Raw genomic sequence first — 26,226 nt, forward strand, 5'->3', positions numbered from 1 at the left:
TTTATTCCCGCCGATATTGTTTAGACTATCTAATCCATATCACTATACGAAGCCGAATTTCTGAGTAAACTCCATACCCACAATTTCACCATGTGAATACAGTTTCCTCACACCCCGAAAAGCAGGATGCTTTTCACATGCCAACCAGGGACCGGAATGGACACACTTTCCCGTTATTCTCTTGCTATCTGGAACAGCCCGTACGCTTTGGACGTGCTGAATTTTCGCGGCGAGGAACAGCTCAGCGAGACCTTTTCCTACACCGTTGACGTCACCTGCTCCGAACCGGATATCGGTGCCGCACAGATACTGCGCCAGTTCGCCAGCTTCACTATGGGCACGCCTTTTCAGCCGGAACGCGCCGTGTACGGCGTTATCCGTGACTTTCAGCGCTTATCCACCTCCGCCGACGAAACCCTGTACCGCCTTGAGCTGGTGCCGCGCCTGCGGCTGCTGGAAAACAGCACCAACAGCTTTATTTTTCAGAACCAGTCGGTGCCCGACGTGGTGGAATTTATCCTGCGCAAACACGGGCTGGAGGGGCAGGATTTTGAGTTTCGCCTCAGCCACGCCTACCCCGACCGCGAGCTTATCACCCAGTGGGGCGAGACCGACCTGCAGTTTATAAAACGCATTCTGGCCGAGGTGGGTATCTGGTTCCGCTTTGAGGCGGATACCCGCCTGACGTGTGAGAAGGTGCTGTTCGGCGACGGGCCGGAGCAGTACCGGTTTGGCGTCACGCTGCCGTACTGCGAGCCGTCGGGGATGAGCGACGGCCACGCCGAAAGCGTCTGGGGGCTGAAAATCCACTGGAACGCCGTGACCGGCAAAATCTTCAAACGCGATTACAACTACCGCGAGGCGACCACGCCGCTGGACGTCAGCGCACAGGTGCGCAGCGCCGCGCCGGTGACCGGCGAAAGCTACCTGTACGCCGGACCCTACCGCGAGGCCGGTGAGGATATCGACGCCGCCGCCGAAACCGGCGCGTTTTATGCCCGCATCCGCCATGAACGTAAACTGAATCATCAGTGCCGCATCTTTGCCCGCACCACCGCCAGCGCGCTGGCGCCGGGTCAGGTGCTGGAGTTGCAGAACTATCCGTTCAGCGACCTGCCGGACGGTGTCCTGATTACCCGCATCGTCGCCAAAGGCTCCCGCACCGACCACTTCCGCCTCAATATCTGGGGCATGGCCTACCGCGAAACGATTGGCTTTCGCCCCGAACCGCCGGCGCGGCCGGTGCTCAGCGGCACGATACCGGCGCGGGTGGAAAGCCCGACCAAAGGCGACATCTACGCGTGGCTGGATAATCAGGGGCGTTACCGCGTACGGATTGACGGCGACCGCGCGTCGGCCGATGCCGGTTATGCGTACCTGTGGGTGCGCCTCGCCAAACCCTACGGCGGTGACGGCTACGGCTGGCATATGCCGCTGACCGACGGCACCGAAGTGGCGATTGCCTTTGACGGCGGCGACCCTGACCGGCCGTATATCGCCGCCGCGCTGCACGACTCCGAACATCCTGACCACGTGACGGAAAGGAACCACACCCGTAACGTCCTGCGCACCCCGTCAAATAACACGCTGCGGATGGAGGACCGGCGCGGTGAGGAGCACATCAGGCTCGCCACCGAATACGGCAAAACCCAGCTGAATAGCGGGCATATCGTCGATGCGCAAAACGCGCCGCGCGGGCAAGGTTTTGAGCTGCGCACCGACGAACACGGCGCCCTGCGCGGCGGTAAGGGCGTCTTTCTCAGCGCGGACGCCCAGCCGCAGGCGCAGGGTCAGGTGCCGGATAACAGCGCGGCGATGGCTGAAATCGAATACCTGCAGGGTCAGGTAAAGGCCCTCAGCCAGGCCGCCGCCGAAGCCAGCGCGCTGGAGGCCGACATCGCGGCGCAAATCGCCATGTTCAGCGAACGGCTGAAGCCGATAAATCAGGTGGTGCTGGCCAGCGCGCCACAAGGGATTGCGCTGACCAGCGGCGAACATATGCAGCTGGCGGCGACCCAAAACATGATACTGAACGCCGGTAAAAACGTGGATATCGGGGTGATTAAGAACCTGACCGTCAACACCGGTGAGAAAATGGGCCTCTTTGCGCTGAAGGGTGAGATGAGCCTGAAGGCCGGCGAGGGCAGGGTCGACGTTCAGGCGCAGAACAACCAGCTGGCGCTTGCGGCGGGCAAAAAAGTGAGCATCACGGCGGTGGACGGCGACATCCTGTTCAGCGCGAAAAAGCGCATCACGCTGATAGGCGGCGGCAGTTATCTCATCCTGCAGGACGGCAAAATCGAGTACGGCACGGCGGGTGAGTATTTCAGGAAAACGCCGCACACGGTGCTGACGGTGGCGAACCCGGTGCGGCTGAATATGCCCGATATGAGGCCGGGCTTTACCTATTCTGCCCTATATCAGCTGGTGGATAAGGAAGGCGAGGTTTTGGTCAATGTCCCCTATCGCCTGCAAAGTGCGCAGGGTAAAAAACTGACGGGCTATACCGACCGGGAAGGGAAAACGATGCCGTTCTACTCTTCAAAACAGGAAGAGGTTGAGCTGCACGTCGTGACACAAAAACCTCAACAAACCGAAACACTCTACTACATCGGTCAGGTTGATCCGCTGGAAATGGAAACCGAACTCAGGGAGGAAGCACAATGAATGTACCCCAGGCACCTGAAACACCGTCCGGTGACAATGCGCCCTATGAATGCACAACCACCACGGTTGATATGCAGGAGAAACAGGCACGGTTACCCAATGAACAAAGCCGCCAGTATCTGCACCTGAAAGTCGAATATGCCATGCGTTTTCCCCGGCTGACCGCCGCGACCCGCCGTAATGGCCGCCTGTATAACATCAGCCTGAAACAACTGATGATGAGCGGCCTTATCCGCATAGATGAGATTGCCCGCAACTACCACTGGTATTACAAAGCGGAAGTCCCGTTTGATATCCGCACCACGCCACCCAGACCTTATCTGAGTAGTACATTGCTGAAAGCGGAGAAGGAAACAAGGCGTCATACCCTCAACCCGTTCCCTGAAGCCGGTAAGGGCATTTACCGCCGCCCGGATATCATTATTGTCAAAAATAAACAGGACCGCTGGCCGGGGCTGGCGGGACCGGACAGTGAAGGCATTATGCATGCGGATAATCTGGAGCGGTTGGTGGAGGTGAAATTCCCTGAGGATAAATTTGGTAGTGGGCAGTATGAAGACTATATGTTGATAGTTGGCATGGACAGGGACCGATTTACAATTTTAGAAATCCATGACTGCCGGCCCGATGAAGGCAAACAAGCCGACCACGCCTTTAATGTGACAGGTAAAGCCATCAGTAAGTACTGGCCCATGTTCTTTTATCCCCCCATCTTCCTGCCGCGCCCGCCGGGCACTCCGCAGCCTGCACGCATTGAACCCTGGACGCATGCGGCGGAAGGTATGGTGGCTGACCTGAGTGAAGGCATGGTGGACGGCATTGCCGAAGGATGGGACGCGTTATCGGCGGAGGTGCAGGCCATATTCAGATACACCGGCGGCTGGCTGAATGACAGCGGCACATGGCTTCACATCCGGGCGGAGGGCACCTGGCAGTGGGTAAGTAAAACAGGTAAAAAACTCTCCTTCTGGACGGATGAACAACTCAGAGCCGCCTGGGCGGGCATTCAAAAAGCCACTGACCTGGCGCTGGAAACCCTGAAACAAATTGACTGGGTACAGGTGCTGACCAGCGTTGCTAAAACCGTGGGGGTGATTTTGGTTGCCATCGGCATCGGTGCGGTGGTGGTAACGCTCGGCATACCGGAAGCCCTGGTAGCGGCATTTTTACTGATTATCAGGCTGGCCATTATGGCATGGGAATCGCTGGTCTCCGTACTGGCCGTGGGTGCCGGCACCGCAGCGGTCGCAGCACAATAATAAGGAAATTAAAATGGACTTAAATTACATCGAGCGCTGGCTGGCAGATGCTACCGTCAATTATCAGGATGGCCGCCCTGCAGTTGGGCTGGGGCTGATCATTACAGTATTTTTTCGCAATGGGCATACACCTGAAGTGCGTCAAAAAATGGTTGGCTGTGTTGACCGCTTTTATAAAGAATTTGGCGATTTATTGAAAAAGCAAATGAATGGTCGTTGGGTTGGAATAACTGAGAAAAACTATGCCAAAAAGAGACAGGAGATTATTGACTCTTCTCCAGAGGAAATTTTCGACTGGTATCTGACAAGTTCCACGGAAGATTACCTCGCTCCTGACTACGCGATATCAATTATGGGTAAACGTATTTTTCATAATGACAATAATCGTTCTGTTATCAAACTAACCTTTCCATTGAGTCTTTTAAATGAAGAGGATGGCCCAAAGCGCTACCAAGACTGGCTGCTCTGGCTTTGTAACGAATTCGAGGTTGAAAGCGGGTATGCAGGAATATCTTTCTCCCTTCCTCAGGAGTTCCATCGCATGTTCCCTTATGAGTATTCACTGGCACAACGATTCCCCAGCGTCATGGTAGATTCGATTGGTGTACTTGAGGGGTTACATGCGATTAAGGGCATTAAAGGTGCCTGTTGGTACAATATAATAGGGACTCCATGGCTGGAAAAACTCGGCGGTGAGAACCATATAAAACGGATGCTGGCAGACACGCCAGAAATAAGCTTGTTAACCTACAATAACGGTTTGATTATAAAAGCAGGTGAAAAGCCGCCCGCATTAGGTGAGATTAATTCTGAAGAATTACCGCCATTATTAGTTAAAGTCAATCAGGTTATAAAACCCATTCGTCTGCAGAAAGAGCGTTCCCTGCATTTTTATTCCATGGAAGATAATCATCAATTTGATAATGCATCTACCGCCAAATGGTATGCGCGCTTTGACGAAGCCAGCGATAAATTACCCATCCCGGAATTATTGCCGGACGAACATGCTGAACCAGCGCGTATCACGGCTTACAGCGGCGAAACCAGCCCGCACACCGGCCGCTGGGGCACCTTTATCGACGGCAGTCTGCGTTATGTTCATGTCAAACAAGGACAAGTTCTGCCGGAATATGAAGATAAAAAAGGTAAGCTTCATCGCACGCTTTGGTCATTGCTGGAGCGGGATGATAAGGGCAGCGTGCTGAAAGCGTAGCAGGTAACGATACCGTCTGTACAACGCAATAAGGAAATTAAAATGGACTTAAATTATATCGAGCGCTGGCTGGCAGATGCCACCGTCAATTATCAGGATGGTCGCCCTGCAGTTGGGCTGGGGCTGATCATTACGGTATTTTTTCGCAATGGGCATACACCTGAAGTGCGTCAAAAAATGGTTGGCTGTGTAGATCGTTTTTATAATGAGTTCCATACTCATCTCAAAAAACAAATGAATGGTCGTTGGGTTGGAATAACTGAGAAAAACTATGCCAAAAAGAGACAGGAGATTATTGACTCTTCTCCAGAGGAAATTTTCGACTGGTATCTGACAAGCTCCACGGAAGATTACCTCGCTCCTGACTACGCGATATCAATTATGGGTAAACGTATTTTTCATAATGACAATAATCGTTCTGTTATCAAACTAACCTTTCCATTGAGTCTTTTAAATGAAGAGGATGGCCCAAAGCGCTACCAAGACTGGCTGCTCTGGCTTTGTAACGAATTCGAGGTTGAAAGCGGGTATGCAGGAATATCTTTCTCCCTTCCTCAGGAGTTCCATCGCATGTTCCCTTATGAGTATTCACTGGCACAACGATTCCCCGGTGTGATGGTGGATTCGATTGGTATGCTTGAAGGCGGAGATGCAGTTGAAGGTATTAAAGGGGCTTGCTGGTATACGATCCTGGGGAATAGGTGGGTTGAAAAGCTGGGAGGGGTATCTTTTGTTAACAAAATGGTAGCAGACACCCCTGAAATCGCTATCTTGTCCTACAATCAGGGGCTGATTTTACAAGCCAGTCAACAGCCTCCGGGACTCGGTGAAATTAATGATGAAGGCTTACCGTCACTTTTAGTCAAGGTGAATCAAATTATCCGCCCGATACGTCAGGATGGTCATAACAGTCTGCACTTCTATTCAATGGAGGATAACCATCAGTTTAATAAAGAATCCTCCATGAAATGGTATGCGCGCTTTGACGAAGCCAGCGATAAATTACCCATCCCGGAATTATTGCCGGACGAACATGCTGAACCAGCGCGTATCACGGCTTACAGCGGCGAAACCAGCCCGCACACCGGCCGCTGGGGTACCTTTATCGACGGCAGTTTGCGTTATGTTCATGTGAAACACAGACAAACCCTGCCGGAATATGAAGATAAAGAAGGCAAGCTTCATCGTACGCTTTGGTCATTGCTGGAGCGGGATGATAAGGGCAGCGTTTTTATAAATAGCTGAATGACTTTTGGGCGAGTAACCGGTTTTGATTTAAACCGGTTACTGTTTTTCATAAGAAAGCGTGGCGGGGAATAATACGGACAGATAAGACTGCGTTTGATACAGGGAAGCCATTGTTTCATTGGAAAGAATCTCAGTGGACAAAAACAGGCTGGACCCTTATCCGCCGGGTTGAAGGTGAATTTATCAACGTTCCGCAGGGAGGATTTTTCCCGAAAGGATCACCGGAGGAATTATACAACTGGCAGGAGAAATAATTGTTAACTGAACATCCGATTTTGATCCGGGAATTATAACTTGTCATAAAAACCACAGTCATAATCCCGGTTCATTTTTGTTAAATACCCGCTTTTGTTTTCTCACTTTTCACCATGCTGTTCTTCAGCTTGCCGATAAGCTCCCGGCGAAAATCACCGAGTTTCGGTTTATCGCCTTCCAGCCATGGCAGCGGACGGCACAGTTCCATGGTTTTGATGCCCAGACGTGCAGTCAGCAAACCGGCACCGATGCCTTGTGCCGCACGCGCAGAAAGGCGGGCAGCCAGATCCTGTGACATCCAGTCCATCCCCACTTCACGCACCAGTTCGGATGCACCGGCGAACGCCATATTGAGCAGCACCAGACGGAATAAACGGATGCGGCTGTAATAGCCGAGTTCAATGCCATAAAGCACGGCGATACGGTTAACCAGCCGCAGGTTACGCCAGGCGATAAACGCCATATCCACCAGCGCCAGCGGGCTGACGGCAATCATCAGCGCGGATTCGGCGGCTGAATGACTGATTTCACGTCGAGCCTGTGCATCGAGAACCGGCTGAACCAGACGGGCATACAGTTCGACCACTTCGCGGTCATTCTGCGTTTCATGCAGTGACGCCTGCCACCGTTGCAACGCCGGATGGCTGTTATCCAGCCCGGCCTGCGCTGCCAGCTTTTCACAGAAAACGCGTCCCTGCCCTAATCCGTGACTGTGCATTAATTCACGAGCCGTATCGCGCTCGTCGGCACGCTGACGCAGACGGTACAAGCGCCGCCATTCGGTCACGACGGAACCGACACCAGCGACAATAATAAGCCCGCCTGCGGTGCAGGCACCGAGCGCCACCCAGTCCTGCCGGATCCACGCCTCGTGTACCCATTGCACGCCCTGCGCCACGACGCTGATGCCCAGCACCGCCACGCCGAGACGCACAATTTTGCCCCACAAACTGCGGCGGGGTTTCAGCGCGCGGTTAAGCACCGCTTCGGCCTCGCCCTCCTCCTGCTGTTCATCTGTCCCGGCGGTGACCGGGATAAAGCGCTCTGAAATCTGCTCGTCAAAAGCCAGCGCCGGTTTGATCACCGGTTCAGACGGTGCTTTTAATTCCGTTTCAAAATCGATACGCGGTTTTATCGGTTCGCTCATCGCATTTTATCTCCCAGTAAAAACTCCATCACCGCATCCAGACGGATGTGCGGCAACGGCGTGTCCACGCTCATTTCGCGCGGACGAAACTCGTCAAAATGAAAACCCTGTTTTTGCCAGAACGCATGCCCCGGCAGACGCGCAGGCACTTCGCCGGGGAACACGGTCAGCGGCGCGCCATCCTGCAACCGGTGCCCTTTCAGCGCGGGCAAACTTTGCCCCTGATATTCCACCATGCCGGTTTCCGTCGCCTGTACCGAAGCCAGCCCGGCGCAATCCATACTGATGCCTTCGAACGCCGCATTCTGCCAGGCTTCCTGCACCAGTTGCTGTAACAGTGACACCAGGTTGGCGTGCTGATCGCCGGTAATGTGGTCGGCTTTGGTGGCGGCGAACATCAGTTTGTCGATGCACGGATTAAAAAGACGGCGGAACAACGTACGTTTGCCGTAGTGAAAACTTTGCATCAGTTGAGTCAGTGCAAGACGCATATCATTAAACGCCTGCGGTCCGCTGTTGAGCGGTTGCAGACAATCGACCAGCACAATCTGGCGGTCAAACTTCACGAAATGATCTTTATAAAAACCTTTCACGATGTTCTGGCAGTAATAATCAAAACGTGTGCGCAGCATGCCGAGATTGCTGTTTTTATCCGCCTGTGCCAGTTGCGTATCGGAATAGCGGTTCAGCTCCGGCCACGGGAAAAATTGCAGCGCAGGCGCTCCGGCCATATCTCCCGGCAAAACAAAGCGACCCGGCTGGATGAAATGCAAACCTTCCGTTTTGCAACGCACCAGATAATCGGTGTAGGCCTGGGCAATCGCACCGAGCAGATTTTCATCCGCCGGGGCCAGCGGATCGCATTGCCTGCACAGCGTCAGCCAAGGCGTGGCCCAGTCTGCGCGATCGCCCTGTAACAGCCCCGCCATCTGGCGCGACCAGTCGAGATAGTTTTGCTCCAGCATCGGCAGATCCAGCAGCCATTCGCCCGGATAATCGACGATCTCCAGATACAACGTGGAGGTATCTTTGAAGTGACGTAGCAGGGAATCATTAGAGCGATAACGCAGCGCCAGACGGATTTCGCTGACGCCCCGGGTTGGCGTGGGCCACGCAGGTGGCGTGCCATAAAGTGACGCCAGACCTTCGTCATAGGTAAACCGCGACACGCCCAGATCACGCTGGGGGACGCGTTTCACGCCGAGCAAGCGCTCTTCGCGGGCAGCCGAAAACAGCGGTAAACGGGCACCGCTGTGGATGTGTAAAAGCTGGTTTACGAAGGCGGTGATAAAAGCGGTTTTGCCGCTGCGGCTTAAACCGGTGACGGCCAGCCGCAGATGCCTGTCCATGCCGCGATTGATCAGTGAACTAAAGTCGTTTTGTAGTCTTCTCATTGCTCTCCCTGGCATAGCGCCCAAACAGCGCAGTCAGAATACGTTTGAATAACGGTTCTAATAATAGTGCTAAAACATACCGCAGTGGCCCTTTTCCTACCACGCCCAGCACGCGCGCCGCCAGCCCGGCAGGGCCGAAAGTCAGCGCCAGCGTAATCATAACGCTGAAAATTTTCGAAAACAGGCTGCGCTTACCCGGCAGCGAGGAATTCAGGGAACGGATCATAAAGATTCCTTAAGCGGGAGGTGAGAGGGAAAATAGCAGCCGGAACAATGTCCGGCGGCCAGAGGCAAGGCGGTGAATAAAGAATTAAAGCTGGCGGAACCGGCTGCGCACACCGAACGTTTCCGAAGTGACATAACGCTCGACCTGACGTAAACGCTGTTCACTGGCTTTCAGCTCGCGGTCGGCTTCTTCCAGCAAATTACGTGGCGATGGTGCAGTTTCATCGTCATATTCGCTGGCCGGTACCGGATCCAGCACGTAACTGAGGATGATGTACGCCACCAGTGTGAACATGAACAGGCCAAAGAAAACCGACAGCACGGCCATAATACGCAGCAGTTTTACCGGCACGCCCAGATAGTGCGACAGCCCGGCCAGCACGCCTTTCACCACGCCCTCTTCCGGTACGCGGTACAATTTTTTCTCTGACAGACGGGTCGCCATTATGATTGCCTCCAGCCCGGGTGTTCGGCATCGAGAATTTCTTCCAGCGCCTGAATGCGTTCACGCATACGTTGCGCTTCATGGGTCAGACTGGTGAGATTTTGCATCTCATGCTGACTAAGCTGACTGCCATTTTGCTGGCGATTGCTGTAGTGAAGCCACAACCAGACGGGCGCCACGAATAAAACGAAAATAGTCAGCGGAATAGCTAAAAACAGGAAGCTCATTATCTGTATCTCTCCTGGAATCTGATGAGTCTTATTAATTCGATAATCCTGCTATAACCTGCCTGCGAACAGGCAGGTTTGATGGCAAACATTAGGCGTCCTGGTTGCCGTTCATTTTAGCTTTCAGGGCAGCGATCTGTGCGCTGATTTCATCGTCGGCTTTCAGTTCGGCGAATTGCTGATCCAGTGATTTCTTTTTACCGATACTGACGCTTTCCGCTTCCGCTTCCATATGGTCGATACGGCGTTCGAACTGCTCAAAACGCGCCATCGCTTCATCAATTTTACCGCTGTCGAGCTGACGGCGAACGTCACGCGAGGACGCCGCGGCCTGATGGCGTAAGGTCAGCGCCTGCTGACGCGCACGGGTTTCGGTCAGTTTGCTTTCCAGCTCACCAATTTCTGACTTCATGCGATCCAGCGTTTCTTCCACCACGGTCACTTCGTTTTTCAGCGTAGTGACTAACTCGGACAATTTTTGCTTTTCGATCAGTGCCGCACGGGCCAGATCGTCTTTATCTTTACGCAGGGCCAGTTCGGCTTTTTCCTGCCATTCAATCTGCTGGGATTCACCCTGATCGATGCGACGGATCAGTTGTTTCTTTTCTGCCAGCGCACGGGCGGAGGTCGAACGCAGTTCCACCAGCGTGTCTTCCATTTCCTGAATCATCAGACGAACCAGTTTTTGCGGATCTTCTGCTTTATCCAGCAAGGTGTTGATGTTGGCGTTAATGATGTCAGCGAAGCGAGAAAAAATACCCATAATCGAAATTCCTCTTTGTTTCTGTTTGGTTTCCGGCCAAATGATTACCGGTTAAAGCCGCAGGTAATTTTTTCACTGCGGTGATAAACCTATATCAGGATCCGTGCCAACTTTTTAAAATTATTATCTGCATGAATAAATTGAATTTTTCATCTTTTCCTCTGCTATGCTTATTTTTCGAGATGATTATTTTCACTAAGTGTTAGTGTGTTTCACCACACAAGGAAAGCCAAATGACGGATAACACAGACAATTTACTCGGCGAAGCCAACGCCTTTATTGAAGTGCTGGAACAGGTTTCACAACTGGCGAAACTCAACAAACCGGTTCTGGTCACCGGCGAACGCGGCAGCGGAAAAGAACTGATTGCACATCGTCTGCATTATCTGTCGCCCCGCTGGCAGGGGCCGTTCATTTCACTTAACTGTGCGGCGCTCAATGAAAACCTGCTGGACTCCGAATTGTTCGGCCATGAAGCGGGGGCATTTACCGGCGCACAGAAACGTCATCTCGGGCGCTTTGAACGTGCGGATGGCGGCACGTTATTTCTTGATGAACTGGCGACAGCGCCAATGCTGGTGCAGGAAAAACTCCTGCGCGTGATCGAATACGGCCATCTGGAACGCGTCGGGGGCAGCCAGCCGTTACAGGTGGATGTCCGTCTGGTGTGTGCGACCAATGATGATTTGCCGATGCTGGCCGCTGAAGGAAAATTCCGCGCCGACCTGCTCGACCGGCTGGCGTTTGATGTGGTGCAACTGCCTCCCCTGCGCGAACGCCAGCAGGACATCATGTTGCTGGCCGAACATTTTGCCATTCAGATGTGTCGTGAACTGTCTCTTCCTTTGTTCCCCGGATTTACGGAATATGCCCGCGAAACCCTGCTGGCCTACCGCTGGCCGGGAAATATCCGCGAGCTGAAAAACGTTGTGGAGCGATCGATGTACCGCCACGGTACCAGTGATTTTCCGCTCGATAATATTATCCTGAACCCGTTTGCGCAGCGCACCGCCGTAACGGCTGACGACAGTAAGCACGATAACCTGCCGACGCTGCCGCTGGATCTTAAGCACTGGGTCACCGGGCAGGAAAAAAATCTGATCGAACAGGCTTTACGGCAGGCGCGGTTTAATCAGCGTAAAGCGGCTGAGCTGCTGAACGTGACCTATCATCAGTTACGCGGAATGTTGAAGAAACACGGGATACAGGTGAATTCGCAGGAAACGGCTGAATAGCAGGCAAAAAAAAGCCAGCACCCGAGCTGGCTAAGTCATACTGGAAGCAATGTGAGCAATGTCGTACCTGGCGATTAACGTCCCTGGCGGGACACCTTTCGTTCGGTAAAAAGAATGATAATGGTTCTCAGTATCGTCTGTAAAGCAGTTTGTTGAGAATATTTCTCATTACCACAATGATATCATGGCTACTTATTGAACACCCTTAAGGTCGTTAAGGACTTCATTTTGTTTCGCCTCAAGCCTTGCCAGAATAATTTTTGCGCGATGTGCCGCAGGATCATACGCTGTTTTGCTCAATGGATTGGGGTACCTCGCAGAGTACGGTACACTTAGCCTATTGCACCTTAACTTTGAAGCCTTTATGCGTCGTCTAACTTTGTGGATGCTTTTACTGATCGGCTTGTCCACAGCAGCTTTTGCTGAGACTGCCCCAAAACATGCCAGCCCGGTCGTCGTCAGTGCGCCGGTGAAAGACATTCGCCAGAGCGGCTTTGTCTATTGTGTTAACGGCATGATCAACACTTTTAACCCGCAGAAAGCCAGCAGCGGGCTGATCATTGATACGCTGGCCGCACAGTTATATGACCGCCTGCTGGATGTCGACCCCTATACCTATCGCCTGATGCCAGAACTGGCACTCAGTTGGGAAGTGCTCGATGATGGCGCAACCTACCGTTTCCATCTGCGCAAAGATGTATCTTTCCAGAAAACCGGCTGGTTTTCGCCGTCGCGCAAGATGAACGCCGATGATGTGGTGTTCAGTTTCCAGCGCATCATCGACCCGAAAAATCACTACCACGCCGTAAACGGTGAGGAGTATCCGTATTTCGACAGCCTGCAGTTTGCCCGTGCGGTGAAAAGCATCAAAAAACTCGACGATTACACCGTTGAGTTTCGCCTCAATAATCCTGACGCCTCATTCCTGTGGCACCTGGCCACGCACTACGCGCCGGTGCTTTCCGCAGAATATGCCGGAAAACTGACCCAATCCGGCAATGAAGAAGAGATTGATCGCCAGCCGGTCGGCACAGGTCCGTTCCAGTTAGGCGAATACCGCACCGGACAATATGTGCGACTGGCGCGCAACGGACAATACTGGAAAGGCACGCCGCGCATGGCGCAGGTGGTGATTGATATGGGTGTTGGCGGCACCGGGCGTTTGTCGAAATTGCTGACCGGTGAATGTGATGTGCTGGCCTATCCGGCGGCCAGTCAGCTTTCCATATTGCGCGAGGATCCGCGTTTGCGTCTTTCCCTGCGCCCCGGGATGAACGTTGCCTATCTGGCTTTCAATACCAACAAAGCCCCGTTCAATGACCCGCGCATCCGTCAGGCGGTGGCGCTGTCGATCAACAATCAGCGCCTGATGCAGTCGATTTATTATGGCACCGCTGAAACCGCTGCCTCTATTTTGCCGCGCGCGTCCTGGGCTTATGACAGCAACGCACAAGTGACGGAATACAATCCGGATAAAGCGAAGCAAATCCTGAAAGATCTCGGACAGGAAAAGCTCAATCTGCATTTATGGGTGCCGACGGCGTCGCAGTCATTTAACCCCAGTCCGCTGAAAACCGCCGAACTGATCCAGGCAGATTTGGCGCAGGTGGGTATTAAAGTCACGATTGTCCCGGTCGAGGGACGTTTCCAGGAAGCTAAGCTGATGGAGATGAATCACGACCTGACGCTGTCCGGCTGGTCAACAGACAGTAACGACCCGGACAGTTTCTTCCGCCCGATGCTCAGTTGTGCGGCGATTCATTCGCAGACCAACTATGCTCACTGGTGTAGCCCGGAATTTGATGAATTACTGCGTCAGGGGCTGTTGTCACAGCAACTTTCTCAGCGCATTGAATTCTATCAGCAGGCGCAAAAAATACTTGAGCAGGAACTGCCGGTGTTGCCACTGGCCTCTTCCCTGCGCCTTCAGGCTTACCGTTACGACATTAAAGGGCTGGTGTTGAGCCCGTTTGGCAATTCTTCGTTTGCCGGTGTGTTTCGTGATGATGAAAAAAGTCGTGATGACGAAGGAAGGAAAGCGCCATGATCATCTTTACGCTACGTCGCATTTTGCTGCTGCTGGTCACGCTGTTTTTCCTCAGTCTGGTGGCATTCAGCCTGAGTTATTTCACACCGAATGCGCCACTGCGCGGCGCGTCCTTATGGGATGCCTACCGCTTCTATTTTGCGGGTCTTTGTCAGTTTGATTTTGGTGTGTCGAGCATCAACGGCGAAGGCATCTCTTATCAGCTGAAAGCGGTTTTCCCGGCTACGATGGAACTGTGTGTTCTGTCCTTTGCGCTGGCGTTAGTCGTCGGGATCCCGCTGGGCATTCTGGCGGGGGTGATGCGCGGAAAATGGCCGGATGTGGCCATCAGCAGCATGGCCCTGCTCGGCTTTTCAATTCCGGTGTTCTGGCTGGCGGTGTTGCTGATGCTGTTCTTCTCGCTGCAATTGGGCTGGCTGCCAGTTTCCGGTCGTCTGGATTTACTCTATCAGTTGAAAACCGTCACCGGCCTGACGCTGGTTGATGCCTGGCTTTCCGATTCGCCATACCGCCATGAGATGATCATGAGCGCCATCCGCCATATGATTTTACCGATCGCCGCGCTGGCCGTTGCGCCGACGACAGAAGTGATCCGCCTGATGCGTATTTCCACCGACGATGTGCTGGAAAAAAACTACGTGAAGGCCGCCGCAACGCGCGGTTTATCACGCTTTACGATTATCCGTCGCCATGTATTACACAACGCGCTGCCGCCAATTATTCCAAAACTCGGCCTGCAATTTTCGACCATGCTGACGCTGGCGATGATTACCGAAGTGGTCTTTAACTGGCCGGGCATCGGGCGCTGGCTGATTAACGCCATCCGTCAGCAGGATTACGCGGCGATTTCAGCCGGTGTGATGGTCGTTGGCTCGCTGGTGATTGTGGTTAACGTGCTTTCAGACATTCTGGGTGCACTGATGAATCCATTGAAACATAAGGAATGGTATGCCCTTCGATAATGTATACCGCGAAAAACAGGTTCCGAGCCCGCTGCGCCACACGTGGGGGATTTTTTATCGCGACACGCTGTCGATGATCGGTTTCTACGGCGTGCTCGGCTTGTTATTGTTGTGCGTATTTGGACATTTATTAGCCCCTTACGCGCTCGACCAGCAATTCCTGGGTTACCAGCTATTACCGCCATCCTGGTCGCGCTACGGCAATGTGTCGTTCTTCCTCGGCACTGACGATCTGGGTCGTGATTTACTCAGCCGGATGTTAACCGGTGCAGCACCAACAATTGGCGGCGCACTGGTGATTACTCTGGCAGCCTCGCTGTGTGGCGTGATTGTCGGTGTGCTGGCCGGGATCAGCCGGGGTCTGAAATCGGCCATTCTGAACCATATTCTCGATACACTGCTGTCGATCCCTTCCCTGCTGCTGGCCATTGTCGTGGTCGCGTTTATCGGCCCGAAGCTCGAGCATGCGATGCTGGCTGTCTGGCTGGCCCTGTTGCCGCGCATTTCGCGTACGATTTACAGTGCGGTGCATGATGAGCTGGAAAAAGAGTATGTGGTCGCCGTGCGGCTTGACGGCGCATCTACCTGGCAAATTCTGCGTTTTGCCGTTCTGCCGAATATCGTCGCAGTGCTGGCAACGGAATTTACCCGTGCACTGTCAATGGCGATTCTGGATATCGCCGCGTTAGGCTTTCTGGATCTGGGCGCGCAATTGCCTTCACCGGAATGGGGAGCCATGCTCGGCGATTCGCTGGAGCTGGTGTACGTCGCACCGTGGACAGTCATGCTGCCAGGGGCTGCCATTCTTATCAGCGTGCTGCTGATCAACCTGCTGGGTGACGGTGTGCGTCGGGCGATTAACGCGGGGGTGGAATAATGCCGTTACTCGATATCCGCAATCTGACCATTGAATTTATGACCGCCGATGGCCCGGTCAAAGCCGTCGATCGCGTCAGTATGACGCTTAACGCCGGTGAAATCCGCGGACTGGTGGGCGAATCCGGCTCAGGTAAAAGCCTGATTGCCAAAGCTATCTGTGGCGTTACTAATGACAACTGGCGTGTGACGGCTGACCGTATGCGCTTTGATAACATCGACCTGTTGCAGCTGACGCCCCGTGAGCGGCGCAAACTGGTCGGGCAAAACGTATCAATGATTTTCCAGGAGCCGCAGTCCTGTCTGGATCCTTCAGAAAGCATTGGTCGCCAGCTGATTCAGGCGATCCCCGGCTGGACCTATAAAGGTCGCTGGTATCAGCGCTGGAAATGGCGAAAAAAACGCGCCATCGAGCTGCTGCACCGCGTCGGAATTAAAGATCACAAAGACATTATGGCCAGTTATCCGTATGAACTGACCGAAGGCGAGTGCCAGAAAGTGATGATCGCCATCGCGCTGGCGAATCAGCCACGTTTGCTGATTGCCGATGAGCCGACGAATGCCATGGAACCGACCACCCAGGCACAGATTTTCCGTCTGCTGGCGCGGCTCAATCAGAACAATAACACCACCATTTTGCTGATCAGCCACGATCTGCAAATGATGAGCAAATGGGCGAACCGCGTAAACGTGTTGTATTGCGGACAAACGGTTGAAAGCGCGGTGTGTGAAGAACTGCTGGCCACGCCGCATCATCCTTATACACAGGCACTGATCCGCGCGATGCCTGATTTCGGCCGCTCACTGCCGCATAAAAGCCGTCTGAATACGCTGCCGGGTGCCATTCCTTCGCTGGAACATTTGCCGATTGGCTGCCGCCTGGGGCCACGCTGCCCTTATGCGCAGAAAAAATGCATCGAAACGCCACGTCTGCGTCTGGCTAAAACCCATGCGTATGCCTGCCACTTTCCGCTGAACATGGAGGAGCAATAATGGGCGAAACTCTGCTCGAAGTGCGCAATCTGAGCAAAACGTTCCGTTATCGCACCGGTCTGTTCCGCAAAATGAATCTCGACGCCGTAAAACCGGTCAGCTTTACCCTGCGCGAAAAACAAACGCTGGCGATCATCGGCGAGAATGGTTCCGGCAAATCGACGCTGGCCAAGATGCTTTCCGGTATGGTCGAGCCAAGCGGCGGCGAAATTCTGATTGATGAACATCCGCTGGAGTTTCGTGATTATCGCTTCCGCAGCCAGCAAATCCGCATGATTTTTCAGGATCCGAGCACATCACTTAATCCACGCCAGCGTATCGGGCAGCTACTCGAAGCGCCACTGCGGCTGAACAGCGAAATGGAGGCACAACAACGCGAACAACGCATCAACGAGACACTGCGTCTGGTGGGCATGCTGCCTGATCATGCCAATTATTACCCGCATATGCTGGCGTCGGGTCAGAAGCAGCGCGTGGCACTGGCCCGTGCGCTTATCCTGCAACCTAAAGTGATCGTGGCGGACGAAGCGCTGGCGTCTCTGGATATGTCGATGCGTTCGCAAATCATCAATATGATGCTCGAATTGCAGGAAAAACAAGGCATTTCATATATCTACGTGACTCAGCATTTGGGCATGATGAAGCACATCAGCGATCAGGTACTGGTGATGCACGAAGGCGAAGTGGTGGAACGCGGAAATACGGCCGAGGTTCTGGCAGCACCGCTACATGATCTGACCAGGCGGTTGATTTCCAGCCACTTCGGCGAAGCACTGACTGCCGATGCCTGGCGCCGTGACGGTCATTAATGCCATTTTCGCGTGATAAACGGGCAGATTCCCCCCGCAAACGGTGTCAGGAAACTGACGCCGTTTTCCTTTTATGCAAATTCACCTCCTGCTATTCCTTTTCGATATGATTTATCGCTTAACATTATTTTATATCGGCAACAGTATCGGCAAGGATAGGGCCTGATAATTTGCCTGAGTGACAGGCTTGAAGAAAGGACCCGTTCATGGAACAACAACGCAAGGCCGCACACAGCGGCTGGTATCATGAAACACAATCCAGCCAATATGGTCATCTGCCGCTCGATCCCCACGCAGCGTTGGTACAGGATCGCTTTCTGCTGGGCCTTGATGCTCAGCTCGACCCGACGCTTCGCCAGTTGCTTAACGAACGCCAGCGACTGCTGCGGGCATCCCGCGCCTGTTATGAGGTGCTGTTTCCTGACACTCTGAGGGTGTCGCGTACCGAAACATTATCATTGTATGACCGTCTCAGCAGTGCACTGACGGTGGCACAGGTCAGCGGCGTACAGACACTTTGTAGCCATTACGCTGCCCGTCTCGCCCCGCTTCCCAGCCCTGATGCCTCCCGTGAAAGTAATATCCGCCAGACCCACATTACCCAGTTCGCGCGATTACTCGCTACCCAGCCAACACTGATTACGGCACCCATGCTGCACCAGCTTTATGACGTGGGCTTCAGCACGCGCGATATCGTGACCTTTACGCAGGTGATTGGCTTTGTCAGTTATCAGGCGCGTGTACTGGCGGTTCTGAATGGTTTACGAGGCCGCGCCGCCGCCGTATTGCCGGGATTTCCTTCGCCGGAAGGTTGCGAGCAGAAAGGATTTTCACTGGCGATGTTGCAATGGACATCGCGTTTACCGGAGGTGGTGCCGGAAAACGCCAGCCAGCATCAGCAGGATGTGCTGGATTTAATCGCGCCGGACGCCCGTTCTTCCTCTTTCTATACATTACTGGTGCATGACGCCGACGCGCTGAGCGAATTTTCTGCGGTATTCAATAATATTATGCAGGCCGGCGCGGATCCCGTCGCCGCGTGGCGTGAACTGGCTGCCGTGGCAACGTCGCAGCTCAACGGTTGTCTGTATTGCGCCGGGATCCACGGACGTTTATATCTTGAAGCGGGCGGTAATGAGACGCTGATTAGCGAATTATTCGCAGAAAATCATCGCGATGATGCCGTCGATACGCTGTCGAAAAATCTGCAAGACAAAAAAGAAGTCGCTTTACTGGAAGCGGTAGTCACCCTGACCCGCACACCGGAACGTTTTGATGCACGCCAGTTGCATGGTTTGTCTGATGCAGGTTATTCGGCAACACAATCTCTGGATATTCTGCTGACTGCGGCGCTGTTCAGCTGGTCAAACCGTCTGATTCAGACGCTGGGTGACACCCTGAATCAGTAGTTCCCCGCCTCTTTACCTTCATTGTTTATCCCCTCACTCCGGCAGGACATTCCCCTGCCGGTGAGGCTAATTGTAAATATCCGCGCCACCTAACCGGCATAAGTCGTATTAATCTTATTTTCAATCGGAAATTTAGTGTTAAAACGAGAGACCGATCACATTACACTGTGCGCCATTCGGGATAGAAGATCCGCAGTAAATTCTTTATTCATAAAACACCTTATAAAAGCCATTCACCCAGAAATATTCACTGTTTATTCACTCTTATTCAGCCCAAAAAACTACTTAAGCGTTTTCCTGTAAAACAATGGCACTATCAAAATGGTGATTATAATTCATGCAACATATTCACATTGTCTATTTAGAAAACATAAACGTTAATTCTGCATAACATTTCGAACATAGTTTAATCACGTCGGATAAGTTAAATGTAACAGCATATGTCAAACTCCTTGCCACATTTACGAAGATAGTGAACATTACTTGCCGTCATCCCATCTTATAACAATGCAAAGGGTGCTTATTTCGCGCCACTTATGCGTTTCCGCCACATACGGCCGGAAGGAATAAACAGAGGTACGAGTGTCAACTGCAAACAAAACACCCAATAATGAAAGCGTGAGTCTTAACGCCTTCAAACAGCCAAAAGCGTTTTACCTGATCTTCTCCATCGAATTGTGGGAACGTTTCGGTTACTACGGCCTGCAAGGGATCATGGCGGTTTACCTGGTCAAAATGCTTGGCCTGAGTGAAGCCGACTCCATCACCCTGTTCTCATCATTCAGTGCGCTGGTCTATGGCTTCGTCGCTATCGGCGGCTGGCTGGGCGATAAAGTGCTGGGCTCAAAACGCGTGATCGTGCTGGGCGCGATTGTTCTGGCGTTAGGTTATTCATTCGTTGCCTATTCCGGCCACGAAATCTTCTGGGTTTATCTGGGCATGGCGACTATCGCCGTCGGCAGCGGCTTGTTTAAAGCAAATCCATCCTCATTGCTTTCTACCTGCTACGAAAAAGATGACCCGCGTCTTGATGGCGCATTCACCATGTATTACATGTCAGTGAACATCGGTTCGTTCTTCTCCATGCTGGCAACGCCATGGCTGGCCGCGAAGTACGGCTGGAGTGTGGCGTTCTCCCTGAGCGTTGTGGGTATGTTGATCACTATTGTCAACTTCCTGTTCTGCCGCAAATGGGTAAAACGTCAGGGTTCAAAACCCGATTTCGCTCCGCTGCAGTTCAAAAAACTGCTGATGGTGTTGGTCGGGGTTGTGGCGCTGGTATTCCTGTCGAGCTGGTTGCTGCATAACCAAACCATCGCACGTATGGTTCTGGGTGTGGTTTCCGTGGGTATCATTATTGTCTTCGCGAAAGAAACCTTCTCAATGCAAGGCATCGCACGCCGGAAGATGATTGTGGCGTTCCTGCTGATGATGGAAGCGGTCGTGTTCTTTGTACTGTACAGCCAGATGCCAACATCGCTGAACTTCTTCGCTATCCACAACGTAGGCCACGATCTGCTGGGTATCAGCTTCCAGCCTGAACAGTTCCAGGCGCTGAATCCGTTCTGGATCATGGTTGCCAGCCCGGTTCTGGCGGCTGTCTACACCAAGGTCGGTGACCGTATGCCTATGCCGCACAAATTTGCGATGGGTATGGTGCTGTGTTCCGGCGCATTCCTGGTACTGCCGTGGGGTGCGAGCCTGGCGAATGAGCAAGGCATCGTGTCGGTAAACTGGCTGGTGCTGAGCTACGCGCTGCAAAGTATCGGTGAACTGATGATTTCCGGCCTGGGTCTGGCGATGGTGGCGCAGCTGGTTCCGCAACGTCTGATGGGCTTCATCATGGGTGCCTGGTTCCTGACCACTGCAGCCGCTGCGATTATCGCGGGTTACGTGGCCAACCTGACTGCCGTGCCTTCTGACATTGATGACGCGCATGCCTCACTGGCAATTTACAGCCACGTATTCCTGCAAATTGGTATTGCAACGGCTGTGATTGCTGTACTGATGCTGGTGACCGCCTCTAAACTGCACCGCATGACGCTGGATCGCGAAACTGACGAGAAACAACCTGAACTGGCTTCTGCTCAGTAAACGCACAAGCGTCTGATGATGGTTGACGAACGCCTCCTCCGGGAGGCGTTTTTTTATGGCTGGAATTTAGGATAAGTTTTCATTGTGTTAGGATTATGTAAGCGAGACTTACGTAAACGGAACCATCCTGATGCACGAAAATCACAGTCAATATAAGCAATTAACCCGCTATTTATCCGCCGATATTCTTAAGAACAAAAAGGATTTCTCCTGGCGGCGGATAATCATCAGGTGCATAAAGCAACCTCAACACCGGTACATTTTCTGGTGGCGTATCGCAAGCTACTTATATGCGACGGACAGCCATTTCTGCAAAGCCCGCGCCCGTAAGATTAACTTCTCGTTAATAAGAAAGTATGGCATCGAGATCATGCTGGGAACGCAGATCGGAGAAGGTGTCAGGCTCCCTCATCTCACCGGTATTGTCATCAATCCTTATTGCACGATTGGAAAGAATGTCCGGATCCGGCAAAACACTACCATCGGCATTAAAATCGATGAGGGGAACAGGCGCATAGTGATTGGCGATAATGTGGATATTGGTGCTAATTGCTGCATTATCGGCAATGACATTACCATCGGCGACAATGTCACTATTGGTGCAATGTCGTTCATCAACAAGAACATTCCTGACAATGCCGTGTGTTATACCGAAAAGCGCTGCAAGATAATCATCAATACGTAAGCAACGTCTGCCGTCAGCAAAGAGCATTTCCCCCACAAGAACCTTTCGTTTACGCTCTTTCTGACCTGTACAGGCATTTTTACCCTAAATGGTACCGGCCTTTTCCACTTTGTTTCGCGCGGTACATAGCGGCATCGGCCCGTGCCATCAGCGTATCCGGAAGTAAAGGCTGGCGTGCGCGGCCTATCGCCACGCCGATGCTGGCAGACAGCGCCACCGGGACACCTGCGATACGCTCGATTGAATGCAATGCACTCATCAGGCTGATGCAAATGCGGCTGACGTCACTTTCAGTATTCATCAGCTGGCTCAGCAAAACCGTAAACTCATCTCCCGCCAGGCGTGCCACAATATCTTGTGAACGCAGATTATCGCGTAAGGTATGACCAAAAAATTTCAGAATTAAATCGCCAAATTCATGTCCGTAGGTGTCGTTGTACGCTTTAAAATTATCAATATCCAGAAAGAGTAATGCGATGTCTTTATCTGCTTTTTCTTGTTGCCTGGCGGCATAAATCAGTGACTGCTGAAATGCGCGCCGGTTCGGTAATCCGGTCAGTGAGTCGTGATTTGCTTCAAATTCCAGCCGGGCCTGTAACGCTTTAATTTCACTGATATCGGTCGAAAGGCCGTAATACCCATTGCGGATATCGTCGCAGGGGATCAACGTGGTATGCAATATGCCGCCTTTGCCGTGGCGGGAGTGATCCGGCAATTCAATTTCGTAACTTACCGTCATTCCCTGCAACGCCTGACGAATGTAGGGTTTAATCTTCTGATAACCGTCGTCCCCTACCACCTCTCTGACCTGCTTCCCGCTGACCTCAGTCTCTTCGACGCCATACCAGTTGGCGTGAAAATGATTCACGAAAGTGTATTGCTCATTCGCATCAACATGACAAATCAGCGCGGGAATGTTATCGGTAATGTCCCTGAGACGTTTTTTGCTTTCGGTCAGTTCCCGTTCACGGGTCAGGCGCCGGGCGATTTCCTGATGGAGCTGATCCATCGTCACCTGTAACTCATGCGTCCGGTCGGCCACACGGCGTTCCAGATCCCCCTGCAGTGAATACAGCGCCTGTTCGATATGTTTACGCTCGGTAATATCGCTGATGACCACAATGTAGTGATGGGCTTCACCGGCCACATTGCGCACGAGTGAGGCCGTCAAAGTCACCCACAGCGTGCTGCCGTTCGCGCGCTGTAAGAGTTTTTCTACACTGAAACTTTTTATTTCACCGGAGAGCAAACGGGGAACCAGCACGTTTTCGGCATAAAGATCATCAGAATGGGTCACGTCATGCAGCAGGCAGTCGCGCAGCTGATATTCGGCATACCCCAGCATATTGCATACCTGGGGATTGATGCGCAGCCAGCGCCAGTCGAGTCCGACTAAGGAGAACCCGACAGCAGCGTGCGCAAATGTCTGTTCAAACAAAGCTTCACTTTTCGCCAGATTATCTTCTACCCGCGCCGTGTACTGCCGGTTTTCAAGGTGAAAAATATAACTTTGTACCAGCGCCGTCATATCCAGCAAAGTCTGCTGATCTTCATCACACCAGTCTCTCGGACGGTCATCAATCAGGCATAACGCGCCAAGTGCCACCCCCTCTTTTGAATGCAGGGCGCAACCCGCATAAAACACAATGTGAGGGTCACCAGTGACCAGCGGATTATCGTGAAAGCGCAAATCAAGGCGGGCATCCCTGACAATCAGCGGACCGGGTTCAAGAATAGTATGACCGCAAAAGGAGGTATCACGGGGAGACTGATTGATGTCAACGCCGGTGTGAGAAAGGAACCACTGCCGGTCAGCGTCAATCAATGAAACAACAACCGCTCTGGCCTGAAACTGCCGGGCGGCCATCCGGGTAATGCGGTCGATCTCCTCAATTCTGGGGGAGTTCAGGATGCCCAGTGAAGCCAGTATGGCAAGACGAGCCTGTTCATCAACTGCCGGTTGAGGGACTAACATAATGCACTCTCAATGATTACCGATGGCTGTTCCATCAAGTCTACTGTGTTTGGCCGGGAAAACGGCTCTGATTCCGCCCCGCAGGGGCAAAAATCAGAATAGTGACAGATCATGAAATGCGTAAATATTTAACAATTTCTGAACGATTAGGGGTAAATCAATCCATTAAAGGGAGGTCACCCAATTGACATGAGTGGCATCCGCCTGCCCCGATTGCTCAGCATCAAGGCGGAATTTCTCCCGCATCTCTGAAGGCGTTGCGCCATAGAACGCCTGAAAATAGCGACGTAAAGCGCCGGGCTCCAGGCCACACTGCCTCGCAATGGCAGCCAGACTTTGATCCGACATCGAAGAGGTCCGCAGGAGGCGCTTCGCCAGCAGTAAACGCCGGCTGCGGATGAACTGCGCGATGCCGCCAAGCGGTTCAAACAGGCGATATAACCCTGAACGCGAAATAGCAAAATCTTTGCACAGAATATCAATACTGATCGGTCTGCCGAGATGCTTTTCGATATACAGGCAAATGCGCTCAAGACGTGCACTTTGCTCAAACGGATGTTCCACCTTTTTCCCCGCCACCAGATGCAGAGTTTGCAGGAAGACCGACGCTGCCCCCTCGCCAGTGCTCAGCACTTCCTGTTCGGTCATCTGATCAAACACCTGCACCATCGTCGCAAAATGATTGCGCAGGATAATGTTCACCGGTGAGGCTGCCGGAATGCGCTTCCCGTGTAACGAAGCGATATCGACATTAAAATGCAAGCTGTGCTTGGGCATAATAATGTACTGATAAGAACCGAGACGCGGTTTCAGTTCCCCCGGATAGACATGGATTTTAATCGGCTGTGACATATCCTGGATCAGGATATCCCCCTGGCTCAGCATGAACCGTTCGCCGAAACACTGACAATCCATCCCTCCGATGATCACAATGAAAATGACAATATGATCAGGCATCGAAAACAGGTTGCCGTACTGGCGATTGATATCATGCTCACTGACGGTCAGCACACCGCCAATCACGCGACCAAAGTTGTAGCCGGTGACGCCCCAGTCAAATTCTTCCCTGTTGCGATCAGGCAGTTCAAGTTTGAAACCTGCGCTGGACATTCCGTCCTCCCATTCGTAAAAACGGGTGTCGAAATCCTGATAAATGTTCGCACTATCAACGATCTTTCGTGATGATGAATCGCCCATTTTCTCACCGAAAATTAAGATAATTCCTAAACGATAATCCACCGCGCCCTGATAAATCAATGCTCAGCAGCAATTGGTAATACTTTTTAACCAAAACAATTTATTTTTTTGTCAGGTCATCACCTTTAAAAGACTTTAAAATCAGAAAGTAAACTGCGTTATTCGGCGAATTGAGCGGGCAGGTTGTTCGCGATAATAATTTCAGGATCAGGTAATATTGCGAATGAAAACCCCTTTTTCCGGTTTGCTATCCTTAATAAAATCTCAGTCAGAGTATTGACTCAACTCACTCCGGGAGCGCGCGATGGTAATAAAAAGAAAGGTCCTGGATGAGGGACGTCAGCTTAAAAGAATGAATGCAGAAACCCGCAGACAGTCGCACATGCATAAGTGGTTCGCGATTGTGGCGGCTCTCGACTGTGTGCTGGTTATTTTTTATGATCAGGATATGCGTAACATTATTTTCTCAGCGTGCGTCTGTGCGGTATGTACCTTCCTCTGGCTGAAAGGCCGTAAACAATCCCGCAGTTACCGGCGCGAATGGGATGAAAAATTTGGAACTAAAAAGCACCTCTGATGCTTCATTTCAACCTGAGCTTCTGCCGCAGCCTTACCGTTTATAAAGAAATTCCTAAATATGATAAAAGTGTTTCTGTCCTGCAGGGATAATCAGTCACAATAACCGTTCGCGTGCCTTCTACACTCTTTCACCAATTTTTTACCACAGTCTTATTCAGCGAATTTTCCCGGGACCGTATCCGACAGCGGTGTACACGCCTGCTTCTCTCAGGCTCCGGTTAGCCATGAATTCGCAGCATAATATTCCGATGACGATCAATATCGGTATGGCATCCGGTGATGCCCAATCAGTATTCAGTCTCACACTGATTAATCCAGACAGATAATGCTTCGTATTGCAGCCAATTCGCCGGTAAAAACCGCATTTCACTGAGTTGATCGTTATTCACCCGAACAATATATCGAATACCTTACTTAGGGCGTGATAACCAATTGAATTTTAAAATTTAAAAACAACGGTAATATTCTCATCCCATTGTGAGTAATAATTGCAAAAAACAATCTGATGAGTTTACAGGCTAA

At 52.2% G+C, this 26,226-nt stretch carries 22 protein-coding genes and 1 pseudogene; 14 read left to right on the forward strand and 9 right to left on the reverse strand.

Annotated features, from left to right (window positions below; translation table 11 throughout):
* Positions 1 to 156: 156 nt before the first annotated feature.
* The 5 genes and pseudogenes from RAHAQ2_RS13385 to RAHAQ2_RS25980 all read left to right on the forward strand — a co-directional run.
* Entirely contained in the window at positions 157 to 2,667 is a 2,511-nt protein-coding gene (locus RAHAQ2_RS13385; RefSeq protein WP_015697754.1) for a type VI secretion system Vgr family protein, read from the forward strand.
* Entirely contained in the window at positions 2,664 to 3,926 is a 1,263-nt protein-coding gene (locus RAHAQ2_RS13390; protein ID WP_015697755.1) for a VRR-NUC domain-containing protein, read from the forward strand. Before RAHAQ2_RS13385 ends, RAHAQ2_RS13390 begins: the two co-directional genes overlap by 4 nt.
* Before the next feature lie 13 nt (positions 3,927 to 3,939).
* A complete protein-coding gene (locus RAHAQ2_RS13395) occupies positions 3,940 to 5,139 on the forward strand; it encodes a DUF3396 domain-containing protein (RefSeq protein ID WP_015697756.1) in 1,200 nt (399 codons plus the stop codon).
* Between the two features lie 42 nt (positions 5,140 to 5,181).
* Positions 5,182 to 6,384: a DUF3396 domain-containing protein gene (locus RAHAQ2_RS13400; protein WP_015697757.1), complete on the forward strand. Its 1,203-nt coding sequence runs from the start codon at positions 5,182 to 5,184 to the stop codon at positions 6,382 to 6,384.
* Positions 6,385 to 6,506: 122 nt separating this feature from the next.
* Positions 6,507 to 6,641, forward strand: a pseudogene (locus RAHAQ2_RS25980) (type VI secretion protein ImpA); the annotation flags it as partial.
* A gap of 80 nt (positions 6,642 to 6,721) precedes the next feature.
* Here the strand turns inward: RAHAQ2_RS25980 and RAHAQ2_RS13405 are convergent.
* From RAHAQ2_RS13405 to pspA, 6 genes are all read right to left on the reverse strand, one after another.
* The gene (locus tag RAHAQ2_RS13405) at positions 6,722 to 7,789 is read right to left on the reverse strand and encodes a YcjF family protein (protein ID WP_015697758.1); all 1,068 of its coding nucleotides are present in this window, start codon (positions 7,787 to 7,789) and stop codon (positions 6,722 to 6,724) included.
* Positions 7,786 to 9,183: a YcjX family GTP-binding protein gene (locus RAHAQ2_RS13410; protein ID WP_015697759.1), complete on the reverse strand. Its 1,398-nt coding sequence runs from the start codon at positions 9,181 to 9,183 to the stop codon at positions 7,786 to 7,788. The genes RAHAQ2_RS13405 and RAHAQ2_RS13410 overlap by 4 nt, the downstream gene beginning before the upstream one ends.
* Positions 9,158 to 9,409 (reverse strand): phage shock protein PspD, encoded by a 252-nt coding sequence (locus RAHAQ2_RS13415; protein WP_015697760.1) that lies wholly within the window; start codon positions 9,407 to 9,409, stop codon positions 9,158 to 9,160. Before RAHAQ2_RS13415 ends, RAHAQ2_RS13410 begins: the two co-directional genes overlap by 26 nt.
* An 84-nt stretch (positions 9,410 to 9,493) precedes the next feature.
* A complete protein-coding gene (gene pspC, locus RAHAQ2_RS13420; protein WP_015697761.1) occupies positions 9,494 to 9,853 on the reverse strand; it encodes an envelope stress response membrane protein PspC in 360 nt (119 codons plus the stop codon).
* Positions 9,853 to 10,080, reverse strand: coding sequence for an envelope stress response membrane protein PspB (gene pspB / locus RAHAQ2_RS13425; protein ID WP_013576050.1), 228 nt, complete (start codon positions 10,078 to 10,080; stop codon positions 9,853 to 9,855). The genes pspC and pspB overlap by 1 nt, the downstream gene beginning before the upstream one ends.
* Positions 10,081 to 10,171: 91 nt before the next feature.
* Positions 10,172 to 10,843, reverse strand: a complete 672-nt coding sequence (pspA, locus tag RAHAQ2_RS13430; protein WP_015697762.1) for a phage shock protein PspA — start codon at positions 10,841 to 10,843, stop codon at positions 10,172 to 10,174.
* Between the two features lie 233 nt (positions 10,844 to 11,076).
* On the opposite strand from pspA, the gene pspF reads away from it, so the two are divergent.
* The 8 genes from pspF to dtpA all read left to right on the forward strand — a co-directional run bounded on the left by pspF (position 11,077) and on the right by dtpA (position 21,268).
* Entirely contained in the window at positions 11,077 to 12,078 is a 1,002-nt protein-coding gene (gene pspF / locus RAHAQ2_RS13435; RefSeq protein ID WP_015697763.1) for a phage shock protein operon transcriptional activator, read from the forward strand.
* 364 nt (positions 12,079 to 12,442) lie between these two features.
* Positions 12,443 to 14,125: an ABC transporter substrate-binding protein SapA gene (gene sapA, locus RAHAQ2_RS13440; RefSeq protein WP_037039835.1), complete on the forward strand. Its 1,683-nt coding sequence runs from the start codon at positions 12,443 to 12,445 to the stop codon at positions 14,123 to 14,125.
* Positions 14,122 to 15,087 (forward strand): putrescine export ABC transporter permease SapB, encoded by a 966-nt coding sequence (gene sapB / locus RAHAQ2_RS13445; protein ID WP_015697765.1) that lies wholly within the window; start codon positions 14,122 to 14,124, stop codon positions 15,085 to 15,087. The genes sapA and sapB overlap by 4 nt, the downstream gene beginning before the upstream one ends.
* A complete protein-coding gene (gene sapC / locus RAHAQ2_RS13450; protein WP_015697766.1) occupies positions 15,074 to 15,964 on the forward strand; it encodes a putrescine export ABC transporter permease SapC in 891 nt (296 codons plus the stop codon). Before sapB ends, sapC begins: the two co-directional genes overlap by 14 nt.
* Positions 15,964 to 16,956 (forward strand): putrescine export ABC transporter ATP-binding protein SapD, encoded by a 993-nt coding sequence (gene sapD, locus RAHAQ2_RS13455; RefSeq protein WP_015697767.1) that lies wholly within the window; start codon positions 15,964 to 15,966, stop codon positions 16,954 to 16,956. Before sapC ends, sapD begins: the two co-directional genes overlap by 1 nt.
* Positions 16,956 to 17,765 (forward strand): putrescine export ABC transporter ATP-binding protein SapF, encoded by an 810-nt coding sequence (gene sapF, locus RAHAQ2_RS13460; protein WP_015697768.1) that lies wholly within the window; start codon positions 16,956 to 16,958, stop codon positions 17,763 to 17,765. The genes sapD and sapF overlap by 1 nt, the downstream gene beginning before the upstream one ends.
* Positions 17,766 to 17,971: 206 nt before the next feature.
* Entirely contained in the window at positions 17,972 to 19,174 is a 1,203-nt protein-coding gene (locus tag RAHAQ2_RS13465; protein ID WP_015697769.1) for a CMD domain-containing protein, read from the forward strand.
* Positions 19,175 to 19,756: 582 nt separating this feature from the next.
* Positions 19,757 to 21,268, forward strand: coding sequence for a dipeptide/tripeptide permease DtpA (gene dtpA, locus RAHAQ2_RS13470; RefSeq protein ID WP_015697770.1), 1,512 nt, complete (start codon positions 19,757 to 19,759; stop codon positions 21,266 to 21,268).
* Positions 21,269 to 21,611: 343 nt separating this feature from the next.
* On the opposite strand, the gene RAHAQ2_RS26160 is transcribed toward dtpA, so the two are convergent.
* The 3 genes from RAHAQ2_RS26160 to RAHAQ2_RS13485 all read right to left on the reverse strand — a co-directional run bounded on the left by RAHAQ2_RS26160 (position 21,612) and on the right by RAHAQ2_RS13485 (position 25,125).
* Entirely contained in the window at positions 21,612 to 21,989 is a 378-nt protein-coding gene (locus RAHAQ2_RS26160) for a hypothetical protein (RefSeq protein WP_337999432.1), read from the reverse strand.
* 43 nt (positions 21,990 to 22,032) lie between these two features.
* Positions 22,033 to 23,928, reverse strand: coding sequence for a diguanylate cyclase domain-containing protein (locus tag RAHAQ2_RS13480; RefSeq protein WP_015697772.1), 1,896 nt, complete (start codon positions 23,926 to 23,928; stop codon positions 22,033 to 22,035).
* Positions 23,929 to 24,093: 165 nt separating this feature from the next.
* The gene (locus RAHAQ2_RS13485; protein WP_037039856.1) at positions 24,094 to 25,125 is read right to left on the reverse strand and encodes a helix-turn-helix domain-containing protein; all 1,032 of its coding nucleotides are present in this window, start codon (positions 25,123 to 25,125) and stop codon (positions 24,094 to 24,096) included.
* Positions 25,126 to 25,429: 304 nt separating this feature from the next.
* Here RAHAQ2_RS13485 and RAHAQ2_RS13490 point away from each other — a divergent pair, with 304 nt between their 5' ends.
* Complete coding sequence (locus RAHAQ2_RS13490; RefSeq protein ID WP_015697774.1) at positions 25,430 to 25,702, forward strand: hypothetical protein; 273 nt, start codon at positions 25,430 to 25,432, stop codon at positions 25,700 to 25,702.
* Positions 25,703 to 26,226: the final 524 nt, after the last annotated feature.

The sequence above is a fragment of the Rahnella aquatilis CIP 78.65 = ATCC 33071 genome, assembly GCF_000241955.1.
In the GTDB taxonomy this organism is placed as follows: Bacteria; Pseudomonadota; Gammaproteobacteria; order Enterobacterales; family Enterobacteriaceae; genus Rahnella; species Rahnella aquatilis.